Source organism: Streptomyces sp. NPDC029836 (assembly GCF_055574495.1).
Map to the genome: position 1 here is coordinate 96,871 of NZ_JBVHZI010000017.1, position 17,054 is coordinate 113,924.

Consider the following 17,054-nt stretch of genomic DNA (forward strand, 5'->3'; position numbering starts at 1 on the left):
CCCGGGCCCCGTACGCGGTGCTGGACGCGCGCGGCCGGCCCCCGAACGGAGGCCCACCGGCAGCCGATGTTCGGCGACCGATCGGCGCCCGAGGGCCGACAACCGGCGACCCGCTTCCCGGCGATCGGCCCCGAAACGCGGACGGCCCCCGCCCCTCCTGGTGGAGGGACGGGGGCCGTCGGGCGGTGCGGGGTGATCAGACCTTGAGGGCCTTGATCGCGGTCGGGGCGTGGCCCGGCTCGGTCGCGAGCTCTTCGAACTCGGTGACGTCGCTCATGTCGACCGTCTTGCTCATCGCGATGTTGGTGATGCGCTCCAGGATGGCCTCGACGACGACCGGGACCTGGAACTCCTGGGCCAGCTTCTTGGCCTCCTCGAAGGCCTCGCCCAGCTTGTCCGGGTCGGTGACACGGATGGCCTTGACGCCCAGGCCCTCGGCGACCTTGACGTGGTCGACACCGTAGACACCCAGCTCGGGGGTGTTGATGTTCTCGAATTCGAGGTTGACCTCGAAATTGATGCCCAGACCGCCCTGCGCCTGACGGATCAGACCCAGGTAGGCGTTGTTCACGAGGACGTGGACGTAGGGGACCTTGTGCTGGGCGGCGACCGCCAGCTCCTCGATCATGAACTGGAAGTCGTAGTCGCCCGAGAGCGCGACGATCGGGGTCTCCGGCTCGGCGGTGGCAGCACCGATCGCGGCCGGGATGGTCCAGCCGAGCGGGCCGGCCTGGCCGCAGTTGATCCAGTTGCGCGGGCGGTAGACGTGCAGGAACTGCGCGGCCGCGATCTGCGAGAGCCCGATGGTGGTGACGTAGCGGGTCTCGGGACCGAACGCCTTGTTCATCTCCTCGTAGACGCGCTGCGGCTTCAGGGGGATGTTGTCGAAGTGCGTACGGCGCTGCAGGGTCGCCTTGCGGTCCTGCGCCGAGGCGGTCCAGGCGGAGAAGTCCGGCAGCTTGCCCTCGGCCTTGAGCTCCTTGGCGATCTCCACGAAGAGCTCCAGCGCGGCCTTGGCGTCGGAGGCGATGCCGAAGTCCGGGGCGAAGATCTTGCCGAGCTGCGTGGGCTCGATGTCGACGTGGACGAACTTGCGGCCCTTGGTGTAGGCGTCCAGGTTGTAACCGGTGTGACGGTTGGCCCAGCGGTTGCCGATGCCGAAGACGAAGTCCGACTCCAGGAACGTGGCGTTGCCGTAGCGGTGCGCGGTCTGCACACCGACCATGCCGGCGGCCAGTTCGTGGTCGTCCGGAATGGTGCCCCAGCCCATCAGGGTGGAGATGACCGGGACGTTGACCAGCTCGGCGAACTCGACCAGCAGGTCGGAGGCGTCGGCATTGATGATGCCGCCACCGGCGACGATCAGCGGGCGCTCCGACTCCAGCAGGAACTGCAGGGCCTTGGCGGCCTGGGCGCGGGTGGCCTGCGGCTTGTAGACCGGCAGCGGCGCGTAGGTCTCCGGGTCGAACTCGATCTCGGTCAGCTGGACGTCGATCGGGAGGTCGATCAGGACCGGGCCCGGACGGCCGGAGCGCATCAGGTGGAAGGCCTCCTGGAACACGCCCGGGACCTGCGCGGCCTCCAGGACGGTCGTGGCCTTCTTGGTGACGGGCTTGGCGATCGAGGCGATGTCGACGGCCTGGAAGTCCTCCTTGTGGAGCTTCGAGACCGGAGCCTGACCGGTGATGCACAGGATCGGGATGGAGTCGGCGATCGCCGAGTACAGGCCGGTGATCATGTCGGTGCCGGCGGGGCCGGACGTACCGATGCAGACACCGATGTTGCCCGCCTTGGCACGCGTGTATCCCTCGGCCATGTGCGAGGCGCCCTCGACGTGACGGGCCAGCGTGTGGCTGACGCCGCCCACGTTCTTGAGCTCGCGGTAGAACGGGTTGATCGCTGCGCCGGGCACGCCGAAGGCTTGCGAAACGCCCTCAAGCTTGAGGATCTCCACTGCAGCGGCGGCGGCTGTCATACGGGGCATCGAGTTCTCCTGCGGGTCCGACGGTCAGGCTTTTCCGTAATCCGGAAGTTATGTTCTGCTATACGGAACAAGCTAAGCGGCGGCTTGCCGGACGTCAAGGCGGGGCAACACCCCGGAACCCACCAAAAGCCGCATCTCTTTCGGTGAGTTGTACAAATGACCGAGACGCCGGCACGTTCCGGCGGGAATCCGCGGTCCGGCACACTCCGTCGGTCGCGGGTGGTGGAGCATGGACCCACGCACAGCGACGAGGGGGTCCTTTTCACATGGCGGAAGCGGTACCGGTGCGCTGCCCGGAGTGCATGCGCGAGAACGGCTACACCTCCCCGGTCTTCCCCTGCGCCTGCGGGAGCCCGGTCACGCCGACGCTGGACCTGACCTCGCCACCGGTCCCGCTCACGCACCGCACCTGGTCGCAGAGCTGGGTGACGGTGCGGTGCGGGGCCTGTGGGCGGGACAGCGAGTGGCCGCACCCGGAGGTGGGGTGCGCGGGATGCGGCACCGTGGTGCTGCTCGCGGTCCATCCGCCCGAGCCGCAGCAGGCGGCGGGCCCGGACGGGTCCGCACGTCAGGACCCGGGGACGAGCGACGGCGGGGCTCCGGCTTCCGGGCGGCCCGGCGCGCCCGCGGGTGGGGGTACGGGGGCGGGGGCGGCCGGGAGGACCCCGGTGCCGCGGCCGGCGTTCCGGCCGGTGACCATCCGTACGGCCCGGGACGCCGTGGCGACGGCCGCGCTGTACCTGCGGTGGCTCGGCTTCCAGGACGTCCGGCGGCCGGACGGGCTGCCCATCCCCTCGGCGGCGGTGGACCTGCGGGCCCCCGGCGTGGTCGCGCAGGTGGACCCGTCGACCACCCCGGCCGGGCTGCGGGCGGTGGAGTGCGTGTGGCTGAACGGCCTGACGGCCTCCGCGACCAGCGTCTACTTCTCGCTCGCGGGCTATACGGACGAGGCCCGCTGCCGGGCGGAGGACCTGGGCATACCGCTGTTCGTCATGGACCTCACCGGCATGCCACAGCCGGTCAACGACCCGGCGGACGCACTCGTCGCGACGGGGGCCTAGGCTCGGAGGCTGCTGTTGCTGTTGCTGTTGTTCCTGTTGCTGTAGCTGTTGTTCCTGTTGTCGCTGTTGTTGCCGTTGTTGCCGTTGTTCCTGTTGCTGCCGAGGAGAGCCTGATGAGCCTGTACGACATCCCGCTGACCACTCTTGCCGACGAGCCGACCAGCCTCGCGGCCCACAAGGGCAAGGCCATCCTGCTGGTGAACACCGCTTCGCAGTGCGGGCTGACCCCCCAGTACTCGGGGCTGGCCCGCCTGCAGTTCAAGTACGAGGAGAAGGGCTTCACCGTCATCGGCGTGCCCTGCAACCAGTTCGGCGGCCAGGAGCCCGGCAACGCGGAGGACATCCAGACCTTCTGCGCCGCCGGCTTCGGCGTGACGTTCCCGATGCTGGAGAAGTCCGAGGTCAACGGCGAGCACCGGCACCCGCTCTACCAGGAGCTGGTGCGGACCCCGGACGCCGACGGCGAGGCGGGGGACATCCAGTGGAACTTCGAGAAGTTCCTGATCTCCCCCGCCGGCGAGGTCGTGGCGCGCTTCCGCCCGCGCACCGAGCCCGAGGCCCCCGAGGTCATCGCCGCGATCGAGGCGCAGCTGCCGGCCTAGGCCGTCCCGTCCGGATCCCGCGAGCGGCGGGCCCCGTGGGTCCGCTCAGCGCAGGTCGGCTTCGTCGTACTCCCCCGTGGAGCCGGCCGCGGTGAGTTCCCGCAGTTCCACCCGGCGGATCTTGCCGGACACCGTCTTGGGCAGCTCGGCGAACTCGATGCGGCGGATCCACTTGTACGGGGAGAGGACCGCCCGGGAGTGCTCGAAGAGCACCCGGGCGGTCTCCTTGTCCGGCTCCCAGCCCGCGGCGAGGGTGATGTACGCCTTCGGGACGGAGAGCCGCAGCGCGTCCGGGGCCGGGACGACGGCCGCCTCGACGACCGCCTCGTGTTCCAGCAGGGCGCTCTCCAGCTCGAACGGGCTGATCTTGTAGTCGGAGGCCTTGAACACGTCGTCGGCGCGACCGAGGTAGGTCAGGTAGCCGTCCGCGTCCCGCGCGGCGATGTCCCCGGTGCGGTAGAGCCCGTCGGCCATGGCCTCGGCGGTGCGCCGCGGGTCGTCGCGGTAGCCGGTCATCACCCCGGCGGGGCGGGTGCGCAGGTCCACGCAGAGCTCGCCCTCGTCGGGCGACGGCTCACCGGTGACGGGGTCCAGGAGCACGATCGTGTAGCCGGGCGCCGGCCGGCCCATGGAGCCGGGCTTGACCGGGACGCCGGGGAAGTTGCCCACCTGGAGGGTGGTCTCCGTCTGGCCGAAGCCGTCGCGGATGGTCACGCCCCAGGCTTCCCGGATCCGCTCGATCACCTCCGGGTTGAGCGGCTCGCCCGCCGCGACGGCCTCGCGCGGGGGCTTGCGCAGTCGGGTGAGGTCGGACTGGATCAGCATCCGCCACACGGTGGGCGGGGCGCAGAAGGTGGTGACCCCGGCCCGGTCCATCTCGGCCATCAGCCGCTCCGCGTCGAAGCGGGCGTAGTTGTGGACGAAGACGGTGGCGCCCGCGTTCCAGGGCGCGAAGAGGTTGGACCAGGCGTGCTTGGCCCAACCGGGCGAGGCGATGTTGAGGTGGACGTCGCCGGGACGCAGCCCGAGCCAGTACATGGTCGACAGGTGCCCGATCGGGTACGAGGCGTGCGTGTGCTCGACCAGCTTGGGGCGGTCGGTGGTGCCGGAGGTGAAGTACAGCATCAGCGGGTCGGTGGCGAGGGTCTCGCCGTCCGGGCGGAACTCCCGGTCGGCTCCGCTCATGTCGGCCAGCCGCCGCCATCCGACGGGGACGTCCTCTCCCGCGGCGATCCGGGTGTAGGTACCGGCCACCTCGTCGAACTTGGGGGTGTCCTCGGTACGGGCGATGACGTGGCGGATCTCGCCGCGCTCCACCCGGTCGCGCAGATCGGCCGGGCCGAGCAGCGGGGTCGCGGGGATGACGACGGCGCGGAGCTTCATCGCGGCGAGCATCACCTCCCACAGCTCGACCTGGTTGCCGAGCATGACCAGGATCCGGTCGCCGGCTTCGACGCCCTGGGCGCGGAGCCAGTTCGCCGCCGCCGCGGAGCGGCCGGACAGATCCTCGAAGGAGACGCCGCGGCCGGTGCCGTCCTCCTCCACGATGCGCAGCGCGTCGGCGTCGTTGCCGGCCGCGATGCGGTCGAACCAGTCGAGGGCCCAGTTGAACCGCTCCGGGCGGGGCCAGGTGAATCCGGTGTGGGCGGCGTCGTAGTCCCCGCGGTGGCTGAGCAGGAAGTCCCGTGCGGCGAGGAAGCTGTCGGTGGCACTGTTCTCCGTCATGACAGGCATCGTGCCGCGCCGGACGTCCCGTTCACCAGGGCGGCGTCAGCCGTGGATTGACCCGAAGCGCACGGAGCCGGGTCCGCCGGCCATCGTGGCGAGCAGGACCTGCCCTTCCGCCTCGATCTCCTCCTTGCGTGCGCGGGACGGCGTACCGAACAGCTCGACGGTGAGGACGGGGGGCGGCGCGGGGGCGTCGGGGCCGGGGCGGTTCGCGCCGGCGCCGTCGACTCCGGGGCGGTTCGCGCCGGCGCCGTCGACTCCGGGGCGGTTCACGCCGGCGCCGTCGACTCCGGGGCGGCCCGGGCCGGCGCCGTTGTGGTCGGCGGGACCGCTCGTCGGGGCGTCGTCCAGTCGCCACAGCCCGGCGAGGAAACCGTCGACGAGGAGGGTGCGGTGGGCCTGGTTGCCCGTCCAGGTGCGGTTCCTGATCTCGGGGGCGACGACGCGGGAGCGGTCGGCGTGGGACAGCAGCAGGTTGTCGAATTCGGGCAGGAAACGCGGCGGGGCCGGCGTGTCGGCGTCGGGGCGGGGCGCGTCGGGCAGGTCGAACAGCTCGGTGCCGCTCTCGTCCCGGAAGGTGAGCAGGCGCGGCCGCAGCCGTTCGAAGGCCTCCCGCAATCGGGTGAGGCCGGCCCAGGTCTGCATGTCCTTGACGGAGGCGGGGCCGAAGGCACCGAGGTAGCGCAGCACCACGTCGTCGACGGGCTGCGCGGCGCCGGCGTCCGCCCCGAGCCACCGCTCGACGGTGGTGAGCCGGACCTGCCCGCTGCGGCCCCACACACCGCGGGGGGTGACCTGGACCAGCGGCAGCAGACAGCGCGCCGCGACCGACAGGGACTGCGGATCGGCGGCGGGCCAGTGGACGAGGAGCTCCTCGCGGATCTCCGCCATGGTGCGGGGCTCCGCCTCGACGAAGGCGCGGGCCCGCTCGGCGAGCCGGTCCAGGTCCACGCCCGTGAGCCCCTTGCGGAAGTAGGCGACCTCCCGGTCCCGGGCGGCTTGGACGAGGGGCCGCAGGGTGAGGGCGTCGTGCGCGGTGTGGGTGTGGATGGTGGAGCGCATCGTCACCATCCGGACCACCTCGCGCGACTCCATGAGCCCGGCCAGCTCCGCGGGCCGGAACCCGGCGAGGCGGGCGTGGAGCTGGAAGTACGGGGGCTTGACGTTCTGCGCCTGGAGCCCGACGAGGTGCGCGACGGCGTCCCCCGCGGACATCTCGGCCCGGCTCAGCAGCAGCTGTCGGGCAAGGGTCGCGCGGTTCAGCGCACGGGTCCCGATCAGGGGACTCTGGTGGGGGGTCTTCGTCCTGGAGGCCATGACCGCACGCTAGCGCTGTGACCGGAAAGGTCCACCGGGTCGCGGCGCCCGGCACGGCACCTCGCCGCGTTGTCGGACCACGGAAGTACGTCCAGTACGAGCCGCGGCCCGCCGCCTTGCGACGCACCGCACCGAACACCGCGACCCGGCAAACCCTTCCGGCCACAGCACTGGCGCCGCTTGCGGACACCTTCTGTCCGCAGGCCCCGACCCGTCACCGCGGCCGCGTCCCCGGATACGACCTTCACGGGTGATGGCCGCGCCGGTGAGGCCTCCAGGTCCACGGGTCACCTCTTCATCCGGATCTCTCCCTATATCCTGCCCTTGGCCCGTAAACGTACGTTCGACCGGGAGCTGACCTGCGATGCCGGAGCGACCAGACCGCCGCCCCTCCCCACCCGCGAAGCGCCCGGGCCGGCTCCGCCCGTCCGGTCCCGACACCACTCCCCCGCCGGGCGCACCCGGGACGGGCCCGTCGGGCCCGGAGCCCGCCCCGCCGGTCCCGCCGAACCACCGCAGCGTGATCGACTCCGCGGTCTACCGCGAAGGCCTCCGCGTCGCCTCCCCCGCCACCCTCGCCGACACCTTCCGGCAGCTCCGCGACCAGCCGGACGGCATGGCCTGGATCGGACTCCACCGACCGACGGAAACCGAACTGCACTCCCTGGCGAGCGAGTTCAACCTCCACGAACTCGCCGTCGAGGACGCCCTCGAAGCCCACCAGCGCCCCAAGCTGGAGCGCTACGGCGACACCCTGTTCGTCGTCCTGCGCGCGGCCCGCTACCTGGACGCCCCGGAGGAGGTCGAGTTCGGCGAACTCCACGTCTTCGTCGGCCCCGACTTCCTGATCACCGTCCGCCACGGCGGCGCCCCCGACCTCTCCTCCGTCCGCCGCCGCATGGAGGAGAACCCCGCCCTCCTGTCCCTCGGCCCGGAGGCCGCCCTGTACGCGATCCTCGACGCGGTGGTCGACGGCTACGCGCCGGTCGTCACGGGGGTCCAGACCGACATCGACGAGATCGAGACCGAGGTCTTCCGCGGCGACCCCGAGGTCTCGCGCCGCATCTACGAACTCTCCCGCGAAATGGTCGAGTTCCAACGCGCCACCCGCCCCCTGGTCGGCATGCTCCACGGCCTGATGGCCGGCTTCGCCAAGTACGGCACGGACGAGGAACTCCAGCGCTACCTCCGCGACGTCGCCGACCACGTGACCCACACCAGCGAACGCGTGGACGGCTTCCGCCAGGCCCTCACCGACATCCTGACGGTCAACGCCACTCTGGTCTCCCAACAACAAAACGCCGAAATGCGCGCCCTGGCCGAAGCCGGCTTCGAACAGAACGAGGAGATCAAAAAGATCTCCTCATGGGCCGCCATCCTCTTCGCCCCCACCCTGGTCGGCACGATCTACGGCATGAACTTCGAGGACATGCCCGAACTGAAGTGGGCGGGCGGCTACCCCTTCGCGATCCTGCTGATGGCAGTGGTCTGCGTCAGCTTGTACGTCATCTTCAAGAAGCGCGACTGGCTGTAGACCACACAGCAGCACCATTGATCAACTTAGCTCCTGCGAACGCTGAGAAGTGGCCCGCAGGACCCCTGGGGAGAATCCGCAGCCCGCCCATGCCGGGCGCTCCCCCGCACCTTGGGGCCAGCCCTCCCGAACCGCCGACCACCTTCGACGGCACGCGATTGCGGAGGGTAACGACAACGGGTGGCACAGCAGATGCTGTGCCACCCGTTGTCGCGACCAGGCCCGTCCTGTCTCCCCCGACGACTACGAACCGGCAGTCGCCCACCAACCTGCCCGTAGGGCGTCGATGTCCGACCCCCTGTCTAGCCTGTCTCCGTGAAGCCCACCGATGACCGCCAGTTCCCCGCCGCGCTCGCCACTGCGATGGCCGTTCGATTCGAGTACGCCGACGGGAAGACCGGGGTCGACTTCGAGCCCTTCCCCGCCTTCCTGTCCGCTGCCGAGACCACCGACTGGTTCCAAGCGTGGACCGGGAACAGCGAACTGGACGGCAGCGCCTTCCGCGTGTTCGGACAGGACGGCACGGGCGGGTACGCGGCGATCTGGCTCATCCGCCCGAGCCGCCCTCTGGCCGAGCAGCCCATCGTCTTCCTCGGCTCGGAGGGCGAGACCGGTGTCGTAGCACGCGACCTGGGCGACTTCCTGTGGCTACTGGCCGACGGCTTCGGCCCCTGGGAAGCCGCCACGTCCTACGAGCCGGACTGGAAAGCGCAGCACAATCCGGAGCTGGCAGCCATCGCCGAAGGATTCGCACCGCACCAGCGCCGGTCGGCGGCAGCCGTGATCGAGCTGGCGACCCGGGAGTTCCCCGACTTCGACGACACCATCATGGACCTCTGCCGCTGAACCCAGCGTCGTCGCCTGCACGACCAGCTGGAATCACGGGAATGGCGGAACGCTCAAGTCACCGCGCCCCTCTGTCGCGTTCGAGCATCGCTGTAGCCTCTGACCATGAAGCACGGGGAAGGCGGGGACGCGCTCGTTCTGGAGGCCCGCGAGATGCTGGCCGCCGGACAGGGCAAGGAGGAGGTCTTCGCCGAACTGACCGCGCGCACCGGTGACTGGGACGCCTGCGCGTTGGCCCTATGTCTGGCCCTGGGAGTGTCCCGGCCGGACGCCGAAGCTCGAATCCACGAGGCACGGCGCCTCTTCGACGAGTTCGAGGCGGGAGAGGAAGACATCGTCGCCATGCTCCTCGCCTGTGGGCACGTGTTCGTCGTGGACCAAGTGCTGGACGGTCGCGGCGAGCGGATCCGCAACCTGTTGTGGACTGCCGCCTGCGCCCGCGGAGGCTTTCCTGGCGGCATGATCCCCTGGTTTCGAACCGGGGAGCTCACGAAGATCTTCCTGCTCTTCGCGCAGACCCGGTTCCGGGAAGGGCGGGGCGCACCTCCCGAGTTCTGGGCGGCCATGGTTACGGCCGGGGAACTACTGGCGACCGAGGACGGCTCGGACCAGGCAGAGGTGGCGGCGGAGCTGGAACATTGCCGGGCGCAGGCGACCACCTTCGGTACGGGATCTCAGATGCGGCCGTGAGAGGAGACCAGGGCCTCAGGTACGTACTCGGGCACCGTACCGAGCAGTGCGTCGATGGCCGCGCGACCCTTGCCGCCAGCCTCGGGCATGAAGTGGGCATAGTGGTCCAGGGTGATGGTCGGACTTGAGTGACCGAGCCACCGGGCGAGCGTGACGATGGACTCGCCCGCTTCGAGGAGGACCGAGGCGTAGGTGTGCGGGAGCACGTGGAAGCCGTCCTTGCGTGAAGCCTTCCACCGCACACCCTTCTCCCGCGCGGGAATGACTCCTGCCGCTGCGAGGGCTGGCTTCCAGGCCTCGTCGTTGAAGATGTTGGCGCGGATGGCGTTGCCGTACGTCGTCGTGAGGACGAGCGGGAAGCTCTGCTTCTCCCGGTCGGGCTCCGGTCCACCCCAGGGGACTCGACGTCGACCGCCGGATGGTCGAGGAAGTACGCGGCCAGTTCCGTGGCCACCGACCGGGGCATGTCGACGATGCGCGTCTTGCCGCCCTTGGGCAGGGCGAAGTGGAGGCGCCCGGAGAGAAGTTGCACCTGCCTGCGCACTCGGATGACGCCGCGTTCGAAGTCGATGTCCTTCGGCGACAGCCCGAACACCTCGCCCTGGCGCAGCCCACACCCCAGCGCGACGACGACCGCGATCCGGTAGCGAGGATTGATCACGTCCCGCACCCTCTGTGCCGTTGCCAGCGGCCACGCGTCACGATCCTCGTCGGGGGCCTTCGGCCAACGGACCGTCTTGGCCCGCATGGGGTTGCGGACGAGGCGCTTGTCGTCGATCGCGGTCTCGAAGATGTTCGACAGCGAGGTGAGGATCTGCCGGGCGTACCGCGGACAGCACTCGCCTTCGAGCGTGGCTATGTAGCCGCGCAGGACAGTCGCCGACACGTCGCGCAGCGCCACCGCACCGAGGTGCGGAAGGATGTGGAGTCGTACACGCTCATCAACTCGTTTGACCGTGCCGGGCGCGCCGCGAACGCCGGCGCGCCAGTGGCGCGTGACGAAGTCCGTCAAGGTGATGAGCCGTCGCGCGGGTCGACGAACTCGCCCCGTTCGCTGTCGGTGCCAGACCGCCGGAGCCACCCCTCGGCGTCCTCCAGCACGTCGAACGACATGTCCCGGACGCCCGGGATTCCAGCGACACGGTACCGAGACCCCTTGCCGTAACGGGTCGTACGCTCACGCTTCCCCGTGACGGGATCCTTCTTCTTTTTGATCCAACGGTCTTCGATATATACAGCCAAGAATTCCTCTGGGTAAGGGTTGAGCGTAGGGAGGTAAGGCCGGGTAGATCGGTTAGGCCGTGGCCGGGTACCCGGCGCGGCGCTGCGGGGCGGCATTCACCGGACTTAGGGAAGTATTACTGCGGGAGTCCGCCTGCTCCTGTTCCCGGATCCACTCGTCAAGCGTTTCGATCCGGTACATCACACGTCCGCTCCGCCCCATCCGAAAACTCGGCGGACCTTGGCGACGGTGCCGCCACACGTAAAGGGTAGTGGGCGACAGACCCAGGTATTCAGCGGCTTCACGCACGTTCAGAAAACCCCTCCGCAGCGGCGACACGCGGGGAGACATACGGACATTCGCCAGCAATTCACTGTCACAAGAAGCACTTCGCACGTATCGAACCTTCGGGGCCTTCCGTCAACAACCTGCGGCGACGGACATCGGGCATGACGAGTCCGCCCCCACTTGCTGTCGGGCAGGTGGAGCGGACTACTTCTATGGTCTGGAGAATCCCCGGTTTGGCTGACCGGGGATCGTCGGGTATAAGCCGGGGCGGCGTCGCCGCGCACCCACCCCGGACCCCTACGTCGCGGGCTGGAGCAGGGCGAGTGGGGAGACACCGAGGGCGGTCGCAATGGCGACGAGGTCGTCCACGTCGCAGCGCCGGCGGGTGCGTTCGATGCGGGACAGCACGGTGTTGGTCATGGGGTGGCCGAGCTCGGTGACACGGGCAGCGAGCTCGCGCTGGGCGAACCCGCGCGAGGTGCGCAGCCGCTCGATGGCGTGGGCGGTCCGTTCTCCGGCGGGACCGATTTCCGTAGCTCTTCGGGGCATGCGTCTGTTGTAGCTCGGGTTCCCGGGTTCACGTAATCGCGGACGCCCAGACATGGGACTTTGGGGCCAGTTTCGCGGAGAACGAACTGCCGATTCCCGCATAGACGGCCATTGCGGAACTACGACCCAACTCGGACCGCAGAGGTGCGCACAGCAGCAGTGGCTCCGGGCGGCGGAAACATAGATCGCCTCGTCTACCCCGGTCAATAGATTTCGGGGTGCGATCTTCGCCGCTCTCCCTACGCCGTCAACTTTTTGGTCAACCGGGGATTCGCCCTTACTGTGAAGACGTTCGCGATCAGCGATGCGCTCTGACGCTTTTCGAGTGCGGATGCGCTGGACTTGCACGGGCTGGGTGTGGCTGTCTTGGCCAAGCACCCCTGACAAAGGAATCGGCTCCCGGCGTTGCAGCGCCGAGAGCCGATGGGAGTCCCTTGTCCAAACCGCCCACTCCTGAACGGATCTGAGGAACGTCTATGCCCAACAGTACGGCCGACGCAGCCGTCCGCACACCCGCACCCACCCCGGCGTCGCCGTCCCAGCAGCAGGCGAAGGCGGGGCGATAGGCATGGCGCGCATCCGCACCATCAAGCCGGAAGCCTTCAGCTCCGAATCGCTGGCCGCCGTCAGCATCACCGCGGAGCGGACGTTCTTCGGCCTGCTCACCCAGGCCGACGACCACGGCCGGTTCCGTGACCAGTCCGCCGTCATCGCAGGCCTCTTGTGGTCCCTGCGCCCCGAACACGGCCCGATCGAGGTCGAGGACGACCTCACCCAGCTCGCCGGCAATGAACTCATCTGCCGGTACGAGGGCGAGGACGGCAAGCGGTACCTGCACATCGTGACCTTCTCCAAGCACCAGAAGGTCAACCGCCCCAGCGGTGTCCGGCACCCGAACTGCCCCTACCACGACGGCGGCCGGGTACCCCTGACTTCACCGCTGGCGCAGGGAGGGCTCCGTGAGGCGTCCGTGCACCATCAGGCATCCGTCCCGGAGCTCGCACCCACACCTCATGCCGTTTCGATGATCTCCGTATCAGCAGGTCAGGACGGGTTCACTGAGCCCTCCGAGCGGCATCAGGGAGAAGTACGGGAGCCCGCGCCGAGCCCTCACCGTCCGGATCTAGGATCTAGGATCTAGGATCAGGGATCTAGGATCTCCGTTGGGGGGCGCTGGAGCCCCCACCCCACCCCCGTCACGACCCAGCAGCTGGTCGGCGAGTACGCCGCCGCGTGCGAGAAGCGTCCCCCGGAGAGCGTTCTGGGCCATGTCGGCTGGGAGATCGGCAAGCTGCTGCGCGAAGGCATCGACCCAGAGCACGTCCGAGCCGGGGTCGAGCGCATGCGCGTCAAGAGCCTCCACCCGAGCGTGCTGCCCAGCCTGGTCAACGAGGCCATGAACCCGCCCCAGGCCACTGCTGGCGCCCGCAGGGCCCCTCAGCCGTACACCAACCCCGTTGACGCCGAAGCCGCTTACGGAGGCCAGCTGTGACCACCGCGACCCGCGAACCCCAGCGTGCTGGCACCTTGGCAGCCCGTCTCCAGGCCATTCTCGCTGCCAAGGGCATCGACCCCGACACCGCACCCGCCGGGCCCACGGTGGAGCCGGTGACCGCCCTGGAACTCGCCGACCGCCGCATCCCGCCCCGCTACCGCGAGGCACTCGCCACCCAACCCGAAGTCCTGGGCTGGGTGGAGGCGGTCACCCTCGCCGGGCGAAACGGGCCGGCCGGGACCCGGGGCATCGCCTACGGCCCCTCGCTGCTGATCGCCGGGCCCACCGGCATCGGCAAGACCCACCAGGCGTACGGAGCCGTCCGCTCGCTGCTGGCCGCCGGAGTACGCCTGTGCTGGCAGGCGGTCACCTCCGCCGATCTCTACGCCCAGCTCCGGCCCCGGCCCAACCACGATCCCGAGCGGGAGATCCAAGAGCTCGGCCGGTGCCCGCTGCTGATCCTGGACGACCTCGGCGCGGCCAAGCAGTCCGAGTGGACCGAGGAGCTGACGTACCGGCTGATCAACCGCCGCTACACCGAGATGCTCCCGACCCTGATCACCACCAACCTGCCGATCGCGGAACTCCGCAACGCAGTCGGGGACCGCGTCGCCTCCCGCCTGGCAGAGATGACCACCCGCGTCATCCTCACCGGCCCGGACCGCCGACGCGCCCAGCCGTCGGGCTCCTGACCACCACGGTCCCCACCCAAGTCGGTCCCCGTCATTGTGGGGACCGACCCACTGACCCGAGCCGTTCGGGGACCGTCCCATCCCGGTCCCGGTCCCGGTCCCCGTCCCTGTCACGGTCCCCAACCCGGTCCCCAACCTGGCCCCGGTCCCCGCCTGACAGCGGCCTCCCCCAGGAGGGGACCGACAGCAGTCGATCGGGGACCGTCCCATGATTGCGCTGCGCGCGCCGGGCACCATGGGGACCGGTCCCCAACTCTATTTCCGCAGGTCACCCCGGCCTGACATCCCCCGACTCAGTGGGGACCGTCCCCACGGTCCCCACCATCCGGGACCGCCCTGCGGCGGTTCGGGGACCGCCAGGTCACCACGTCGGGGACCGTCCCCACCCACCACTACGGGGACCGAGGGGGGACCAGTCCCCCACACCCCTGCCGCTGGGGACCGAGCGCCTCCCCGATACGGGGACCGCCCCCGCCCGGTCCCCAAACAGCACCGGCAGCGTCTCGCTTCACGAGCGAGCGGTCCCCAACCGGTCGACCCCGCCCAACAGCCCCTTCACCTGACCAGCCTCTACCTCTTCAAGGACACGCATGCACAACCCACCGCACGACCGTCCCAGCCACGACGAGCACATGCCCTCGCTTCCAGCCTCAGGAGGAGCAAGTTGTACCCAGAGCATTGCTCCCGTCGGGAGCAATGCTCTGGGTACCCCCGCCCCAGGGGTGGCGGGGGCGGACCGGCACCAGGGGGCGCCGGTCCTTCGGGATGCTGCCGAAGCCGGACCGCACCACGAGACGGAGGGACAGCACACCTGCCACACCCCCCGCTGCACGCACATCACCCCAACGACATTGCACGCGCGCCAGCGTGAACGTCTGCCCGCCGAGAAGAAGCGCATGCACCAGCCCAGCTGCCGCATGAACGACGACGAATTCCAGCTCCTCACCCACGCCGCCTCTGCCTGCCACATGAGCATCGCCGGCTGCCTCGCCCACTCTGCCCTGAAGGCCGCACGCGACCTCGAACACACCGAAGCCGAGATCGCCACCCACCGGGAGATGGTCAGAGAGCTGTTCGCGCTGCGCCGGGCCCTCGGCCAGATCGGCAACAACCTCAACCAGGTCGCCACCGTCCTGAACTCCGGCGCCGACGCTCCGCATGCCAAGGCGGTCCTCGACGCCGTCCAACGGACCGCCGAGCGCGTGGAGGACTTCACCCAGCGCTACTTGGAGACGGAGACTCCCGCCGGATGATCCCCCGCGTCCACAAGATGGGCACCCGCACCATCGGTCTGATCCGTACCTCTACGGCCCCGGCACCCACGAGGAACACACCGACCCGCACCTCGTGGCGGCCTGGGACAGCCTCGTCCCCGACCCCGGACGCAACCCGAAAGCCACTTACGCGGACCTGCAAAGGCTCCTCGACCAGCCCGTCGAAGCCCTGCCCAAGTCACGGCGCCCCACCGAGCACGTGTGGCACCTGTCCGTACGTGCTGCGCCCGAGGACCCGATCCTCACCGACGAACAGTGGGGCGACATCGCCCGCCGCATGGTTGCCGCCACCGGCATAGCCCCCGAGAGCGACACCGCCGCCTGCCGCTGGGCAGCCGTCCGCCACGCCGACGACCACATCCACATCATCGCCACCACCGTCCGCGAAGACGGCCGCCGGCCCCGCCGCCACAACGAAGCCAAACGCTCCCAGGCCGAAGCCCGTCTCATCGAGGCCGACTACGGCCTGCGCCGCCTCAACACCGGTGACGGAACCGCAGCCCAGCGCCCCACCAGCGCCGAACGCCACAAAGCCGACCGCCACCAGCGGGAACGCACCCCTAGGGAGGAACTGCGCGAGAGCGTCCGACGTGCGGCCACGGGTGCCCGGAGCGAGGAGGAGTTCTTCGACCGTCTCACCCATGCCGGTCTCCGCGTAAAGCGGCGCGTGGCACCGTCCGGGGACCTCCTTGGCTACACCGTGGCCCTGCCCGACGACCGCAACAAGAACGGCGAACCCGTCTTCTACTCGGGATCCAAGCTCGCCCCCGACCTCTCCCTGCCCCGCATCCGCGAACGCTGGACCCAACCGGCAGAACCCTCCTCGGACGAGCGCGTCTCACCGGAGCAGCCCGTTCTCCCACCGGTGACCGGCCCGGCGTACGCCCGCCGCCGCGCCACCACGGCGACCTGGCAGGCACTGCTGATCATCGATCACGGCGACGACGGCACGGCAGCAGCCCAGATCGCCGCTGCCGGCGAGGTCCTCGACGCGCTCGCCGACACCTCTGCCACCCCCACCCGACGAGAACTCCGTGATGCAGCCTTCGCGTTCGAGCGGGCCTCGCGTTCCCACGTCCGCGCCGTACGCGGGCACGACCACGCCCTGCGCCAGGCCGCGCATGACCTCGTCCACAGCGGACCAGCCCTCAGCCGCGGAGAGGACGGCGCCACCACCGCCATGCTCATCGACACCGCGTTCTTCCTCGTCACCGCGGCGGCGAAGTGGCACGCCAAGAAGCACCACGCCCAGCAAGCCGAAGCCGCCCACCAAGCCGCCGAACACCTGCGCGCCGACTACGAGATTGCGGCCGCCCAGCCGATGTCCGTGCTCCACCAGCGAGGCCGCTCCCTGCCACTGCAGCGACGACAGGCAGCCGTCCTACGCCAGGCGCTGCCCGAGATTGCCGAACAAGTTCTGACCGAGCCGGGCTGGCCCGCCCTGGCGGCCACACTCGCCGATACCCAGGCCGCAGGCCACAACCCAGCCCACCTCCTCGCAGAAGCCACGCGGCACCGGGAGCTGGACAGCGCCACCTCCGTCAGCGACGTCCTCGTCTGGCGTCTCCGCCGTCTCGCGCACCTGCCTGCCGATCCCGCAGCATCACTCCCCCGGCACGCGGCGACCACACAACCGGCTCCGAAGGCCGCGAACAACGCCTCCCGCCGGCGCTGACGCTAGAGCCTGTCTGATAATTGATCTTGTGACAGGTCGAGGTGAGTTGACGGAGGCGGCGTGGGAGCGGATGGAGCCCTTGTTGCCGCAGGTGGAC

Annotated in this window: 15 protein-coding genes and 1 pseudogene; 10 read left to right on the top strand and 6 right to left on the bottom strand. The window is 69.8% G+C overall.

Translation table 11 applies throughout. From position 1 onward, the window contains the following. Positions 1-196: 196 nt before the first annotated feature. The gene (gcl, locus tag ACZ4XJ_RS32615; protein WP_362876383.1) at positions 197-1,984 is read right to left on the bottom strand and encodes a glyoxylate carboligase; all 1,788 of its coding nucleotides are present in this window, start codon (positions 1,982-1,984) and stop codon (positions 197-199) included. A gap of 266 nt (positions 1,985-2,250) precedes the next feature. Here gcl and ACZ4XJ_RS32620 point away from each other — a divergent pair, with 266 nt between their 5' ends. Continuing rightward, positions 2,251-3,045 carry a hypothetical protein gene (locus ACZ4XJ_RS32620; RefSeq protein WP_468498268.1) on the top strand — a complete coding sequence of 265 codons (795 nt, stop codon included), beginning with the start codon at positions 2,251-2,253 and terminating at the stop codon, positions 3,043-3,045. Positions 3,046-3,158: 113 nt separating this feature from the next. Next, positions 3,159-3,647 carry a glutathione peroxidase gene (locus tag ACZ4XJ_RS32625; protein ID WP_362876385.1) on the top strand — a complete coding sequence of 163 codons (489 nt, stop codon included), beginning with the start codon at positions 3,159-3,161 and terminating at the stop codon, positions 3,645-3,647. 45 nt (positions 3,648-3,692) lie between these two features. On the opposite strand, the gene ACZ4XJ_RS32630 is transcribed toward ACZ4XJ_RS32625, so the two are convergent. Next, positions 3,693-5,372 carry an AMP-binding protein gene (locus ACZ4XJ_RS32630; protein WP_468498269.1) on the bottom strand — a complete coding sequence of 560 codons (1,680 nt, stop codon included), beginning with the start codon at positions 5,370-5,372 and terminating at the stop codon, positions 3,693-3,695. Positions 5,373-5,417: 45 nt separating this feature from the next. Further along, the gene (locus tag ACZ4XJ_RS32635) at positions 5,418-6,692 is read right to left on the bottom strand and encodes a winged helix DNA-binding domain-containing protein (protein ID WP_468498270.1); all 1,275 of its coding nucleotides are present in this window, start codon (positions 6,690-6,692) and stop codon (positions 5,418-5,420) included. A gap of 364 nt (positions 6,693-7,056) precedes the next feature. Here ACZ4XJ_RS32635 and ACZ4XJ_RS32640 point away from each other — a divergent pair, with 364 nt between their 5' ends. The 3 genes from ACZ4XJ_RS32640 to ACZ4XJ_RS32650 all read left to right on the top strand — a co-directional run bounded on the left by ACZ4XJ_RS32640 (position 7,057) and on the right by ACZ4XJ_RS32650 (position 9,762). Further along, positions 7,057-8,226, top strand: a complete 1,170-nt coding sequence (locus ACZ4XJ_RS32640) for a magnesium and cobalt transport protein CorA (protein ID WP_468498271.1) — start codon at positions 7,057-7,059, stop codon at positions 8,224-8,226. A gap of 315 nt (positions 8,227-8,541) precedes the next feature. Next, entirely contained in the window at positions 8,542-9,072 is a 531-nt protein-coding gene (locus ACZ4XJ_RS32645) for an SMI1/KNR4 family protein (RefSeq protein WP_468498272.1), read from the top strand. Positions 9,073-9,177: 105 nt separating this feature from the next. Next, the gene (locus tag ACZ4XJ_RS32650) at positions 9,178-9,762 is read left to right on the top strand and encodes a hypothetical protein (protein ID WP_468498273.1); all 585 of its coding nucleotides are present in this window, start codon (positions 9,178-9,180) and stop codon (positions 9,760-9,762) included. On the opposite strand, the gene ACZ4XJ_RS32655 is transcribed toward ACZ4XJ_RS32650, so the two are convergent. From ACZ4XJ_RS32655 to ACZ4XJ_RS32665, 3 genes are all read right to left on the bottom strand, one after another. Then, positions 9,747-10,004, bottom strand: a complete 258-nt coding sequence (locus tag ACZ4XJ_RS32655) for a hypothetical protein (protein ID WP_468498274.1) — start codon at positions 10,002-10,004, stop codon at positions 9,747-9,749. The genes ACZ4XJ_RS32650 and ACZ4XJ_RS32655 overlap by 16 nt on opposite strands. A gap of 1,052 nt (positions 10,005-11,056) precedes the next feature. Then, positions 11,057-11,335, bottom strand: coding sequence for a helix-turn-helix transcriptional regulator (locus ACZ4XJ_RS32660; protein WP_468498283.1), 279 nt, complete (start codon positions 11,333-11,335; stop codon positions 11,057-11,059). Between the two features lie 234 nt (positions 11,336-11,569). Further along, positions 11,570-11,821 (bottom strand): helix-turn-helix domain-containing protein, encoded by a 252-nt coding sequence (locus tag ACZ4XJ_RS32665; RefSeq protein WP_468498275.1) that lies wholly within the window; start codon positions 11,819-11,821, stop codon positions 11,570-11,572. A gap of 568 nt (positions 11,822-12,389) precedes the next feature. On the opposite strand from ACZ4XJ_RS32665, the gene ACZ4XJ_RS32670 reads away from it, so the two are divergent. The 5 genes and pseudogenes from ACZ4XJ_RS32670 to ACZ4XJ_RS32690 all read left to right on the top strand — a co-directional run bounded on the left by ACZ4XJ_RS32670 (position 12,390) and on the right by ACZ4XJ_RS32690 (position 16,957). Further along, positions 12,390-12,962 (top strand): hypothetical protein, encoded by a 573-nt coding sequence (locus ACZ4XJ_RS32670; protein WP_468498276.1) that lies wholly within the window; start codon positions 12,390-12,392, stop codon positions 12,960-12,962. 201 nt (positions 12,963-13,163) lie between these two features. Then, positions 13,164-13,313: a hypothetical protein gene (locus ACZ4XJ_RS32675; protein WP_468498277.1), complete on the top strand. Its 150-nt coding sequence runs from the start codon at positions 13,164-13,166 to the stop codon at positions 13,311-13,313. Then, positions 13,310-14,008 (top strand): ATP-binding protein, encoded by a 699-nt coding sequence (locus tag ACZ4XJ_RS32680; RefSeq protein WP_468498278.1) that lies wholly within the window; start codon positions 13,310-13,312, stop codon positions 14,006-14,008. Before ACZ4XJ_RS32675 ends, ACZ4XJ_RS32680 begins: the two co-directional genes overlap by 4 nt. Before the next feature lie 896 nt (positions 14,009-14,904). Next, entirely contained in the window at positions 14,905-15,261 is a 357-nt protein-coding gene (locus ACZ4XJ_RS32685) for a plasmid mobilization relaxosome protein MobC (RefSeq protein ID WP_468498279.1), read from the top strand. Next, positions 15,258-16,957, top strand: a pseudogene (locus tag ACZ4XJ_RS32690) (relaxase/mobilization nuclease domain-containing protein). Before ACZ4XJ_RS32685 ends, ACZ4XJ_RS32690 begins: the two are co-directional and overlap by 4 nt. The last annotated feature ends 97 nt before the right edge of the window (positions 16,958-17,054 follow it).

Bases quoted from the DNA above. Each gene is read 5' to 3' on its own strand.
- ACZ4XJ_RS32630 (WP_468498269.1), bottom strand. From the start codon at position 5,372: ATGACGGAGAACAGTGCCACCGACAGCTTCCTCGCCGCACGGGACTTC.
- ACZ4XJ_RS32660 (WP_468498283.1), bottom strand. From the start codon at position 11,335: ATGTCTCCCCGCGTGTCGCCGCTGCGGAGGGGTTTTCTGAACGTGCGT.
- ACZ4XJ_RS32665 (WP_468498275.1), bottom strand. From the start codon at position 11,821: ATGCCCCGAAGAGCTACGGAAATCGGTCCCGCCGGAGAACGGACCGCC.
- ACZ4XJ_RS32675 (WP_468498277.1), top strand. From the start codon at position 13,164: ATGCGCGTCAAGAGCCTCCACCCGAGCGTGCTGCCCAGCCTGGTCAAC.
- ACZ4XJ_RS32620 (WP_468498268.1), top strand. From the start codon at position 2,251: ATGGCGGAAGCGGTACCGGTGCGCTGCCCGGAGTGCATGCGCGAGAAC.
- ACZ4XJ_RS32685 (WP_468498279.1), top strand. From the start codon at position 14,905: ATGCACCAGCCCAGCTGCCGCATGAACGACGACGAATTCCAGCTCCTC.
- ACZ4XJ_RS32670 (WP_468498276.1), top strand. From the start codon at position 12,390: ATGGCGCGCATCCGCACCATCAAGCCGGAAGCCTTCAGCTCCGAATCG.
- ACZ4XJ_RS32640 (WP_468498271.1), top strand. From the start codon at position 7,057: ATGCCGGAGCGACCAGACCGCCGCCCCTCCCCACCCGCGAAGCGCCCG.
- ACZ4XJ_RS32635 (WP_468498270.1), bottom strand. From the start codon at position 6,692: ATGGCCTCCAGGACGAAGACCCCCCACCAGAGTCCCCTGATCGGGACC.
- ACZ4XJ_RS32650 (WP_468498273.1), top strand. From the start codon at position 9,178: ATGAAGCACGGGGAAGGCGGGGACGCGCTCGTTCTGGAGGCCCGCGAG.
- gcl (WP_362876383.1), bottom strand. From the start codon at position 1,984: ATGCCCCGTATGACAGCCGCCGCCGCTGCAGTGGAGATCCTCAAGCTT.
- ACZ4XJ_RS32625 (WP_362876385.1), top strand. From the start codon at position 3,159: ATGAGCCTGTACGACATCCCGCTGACCACTCTTGCCGACGAGCCGACC.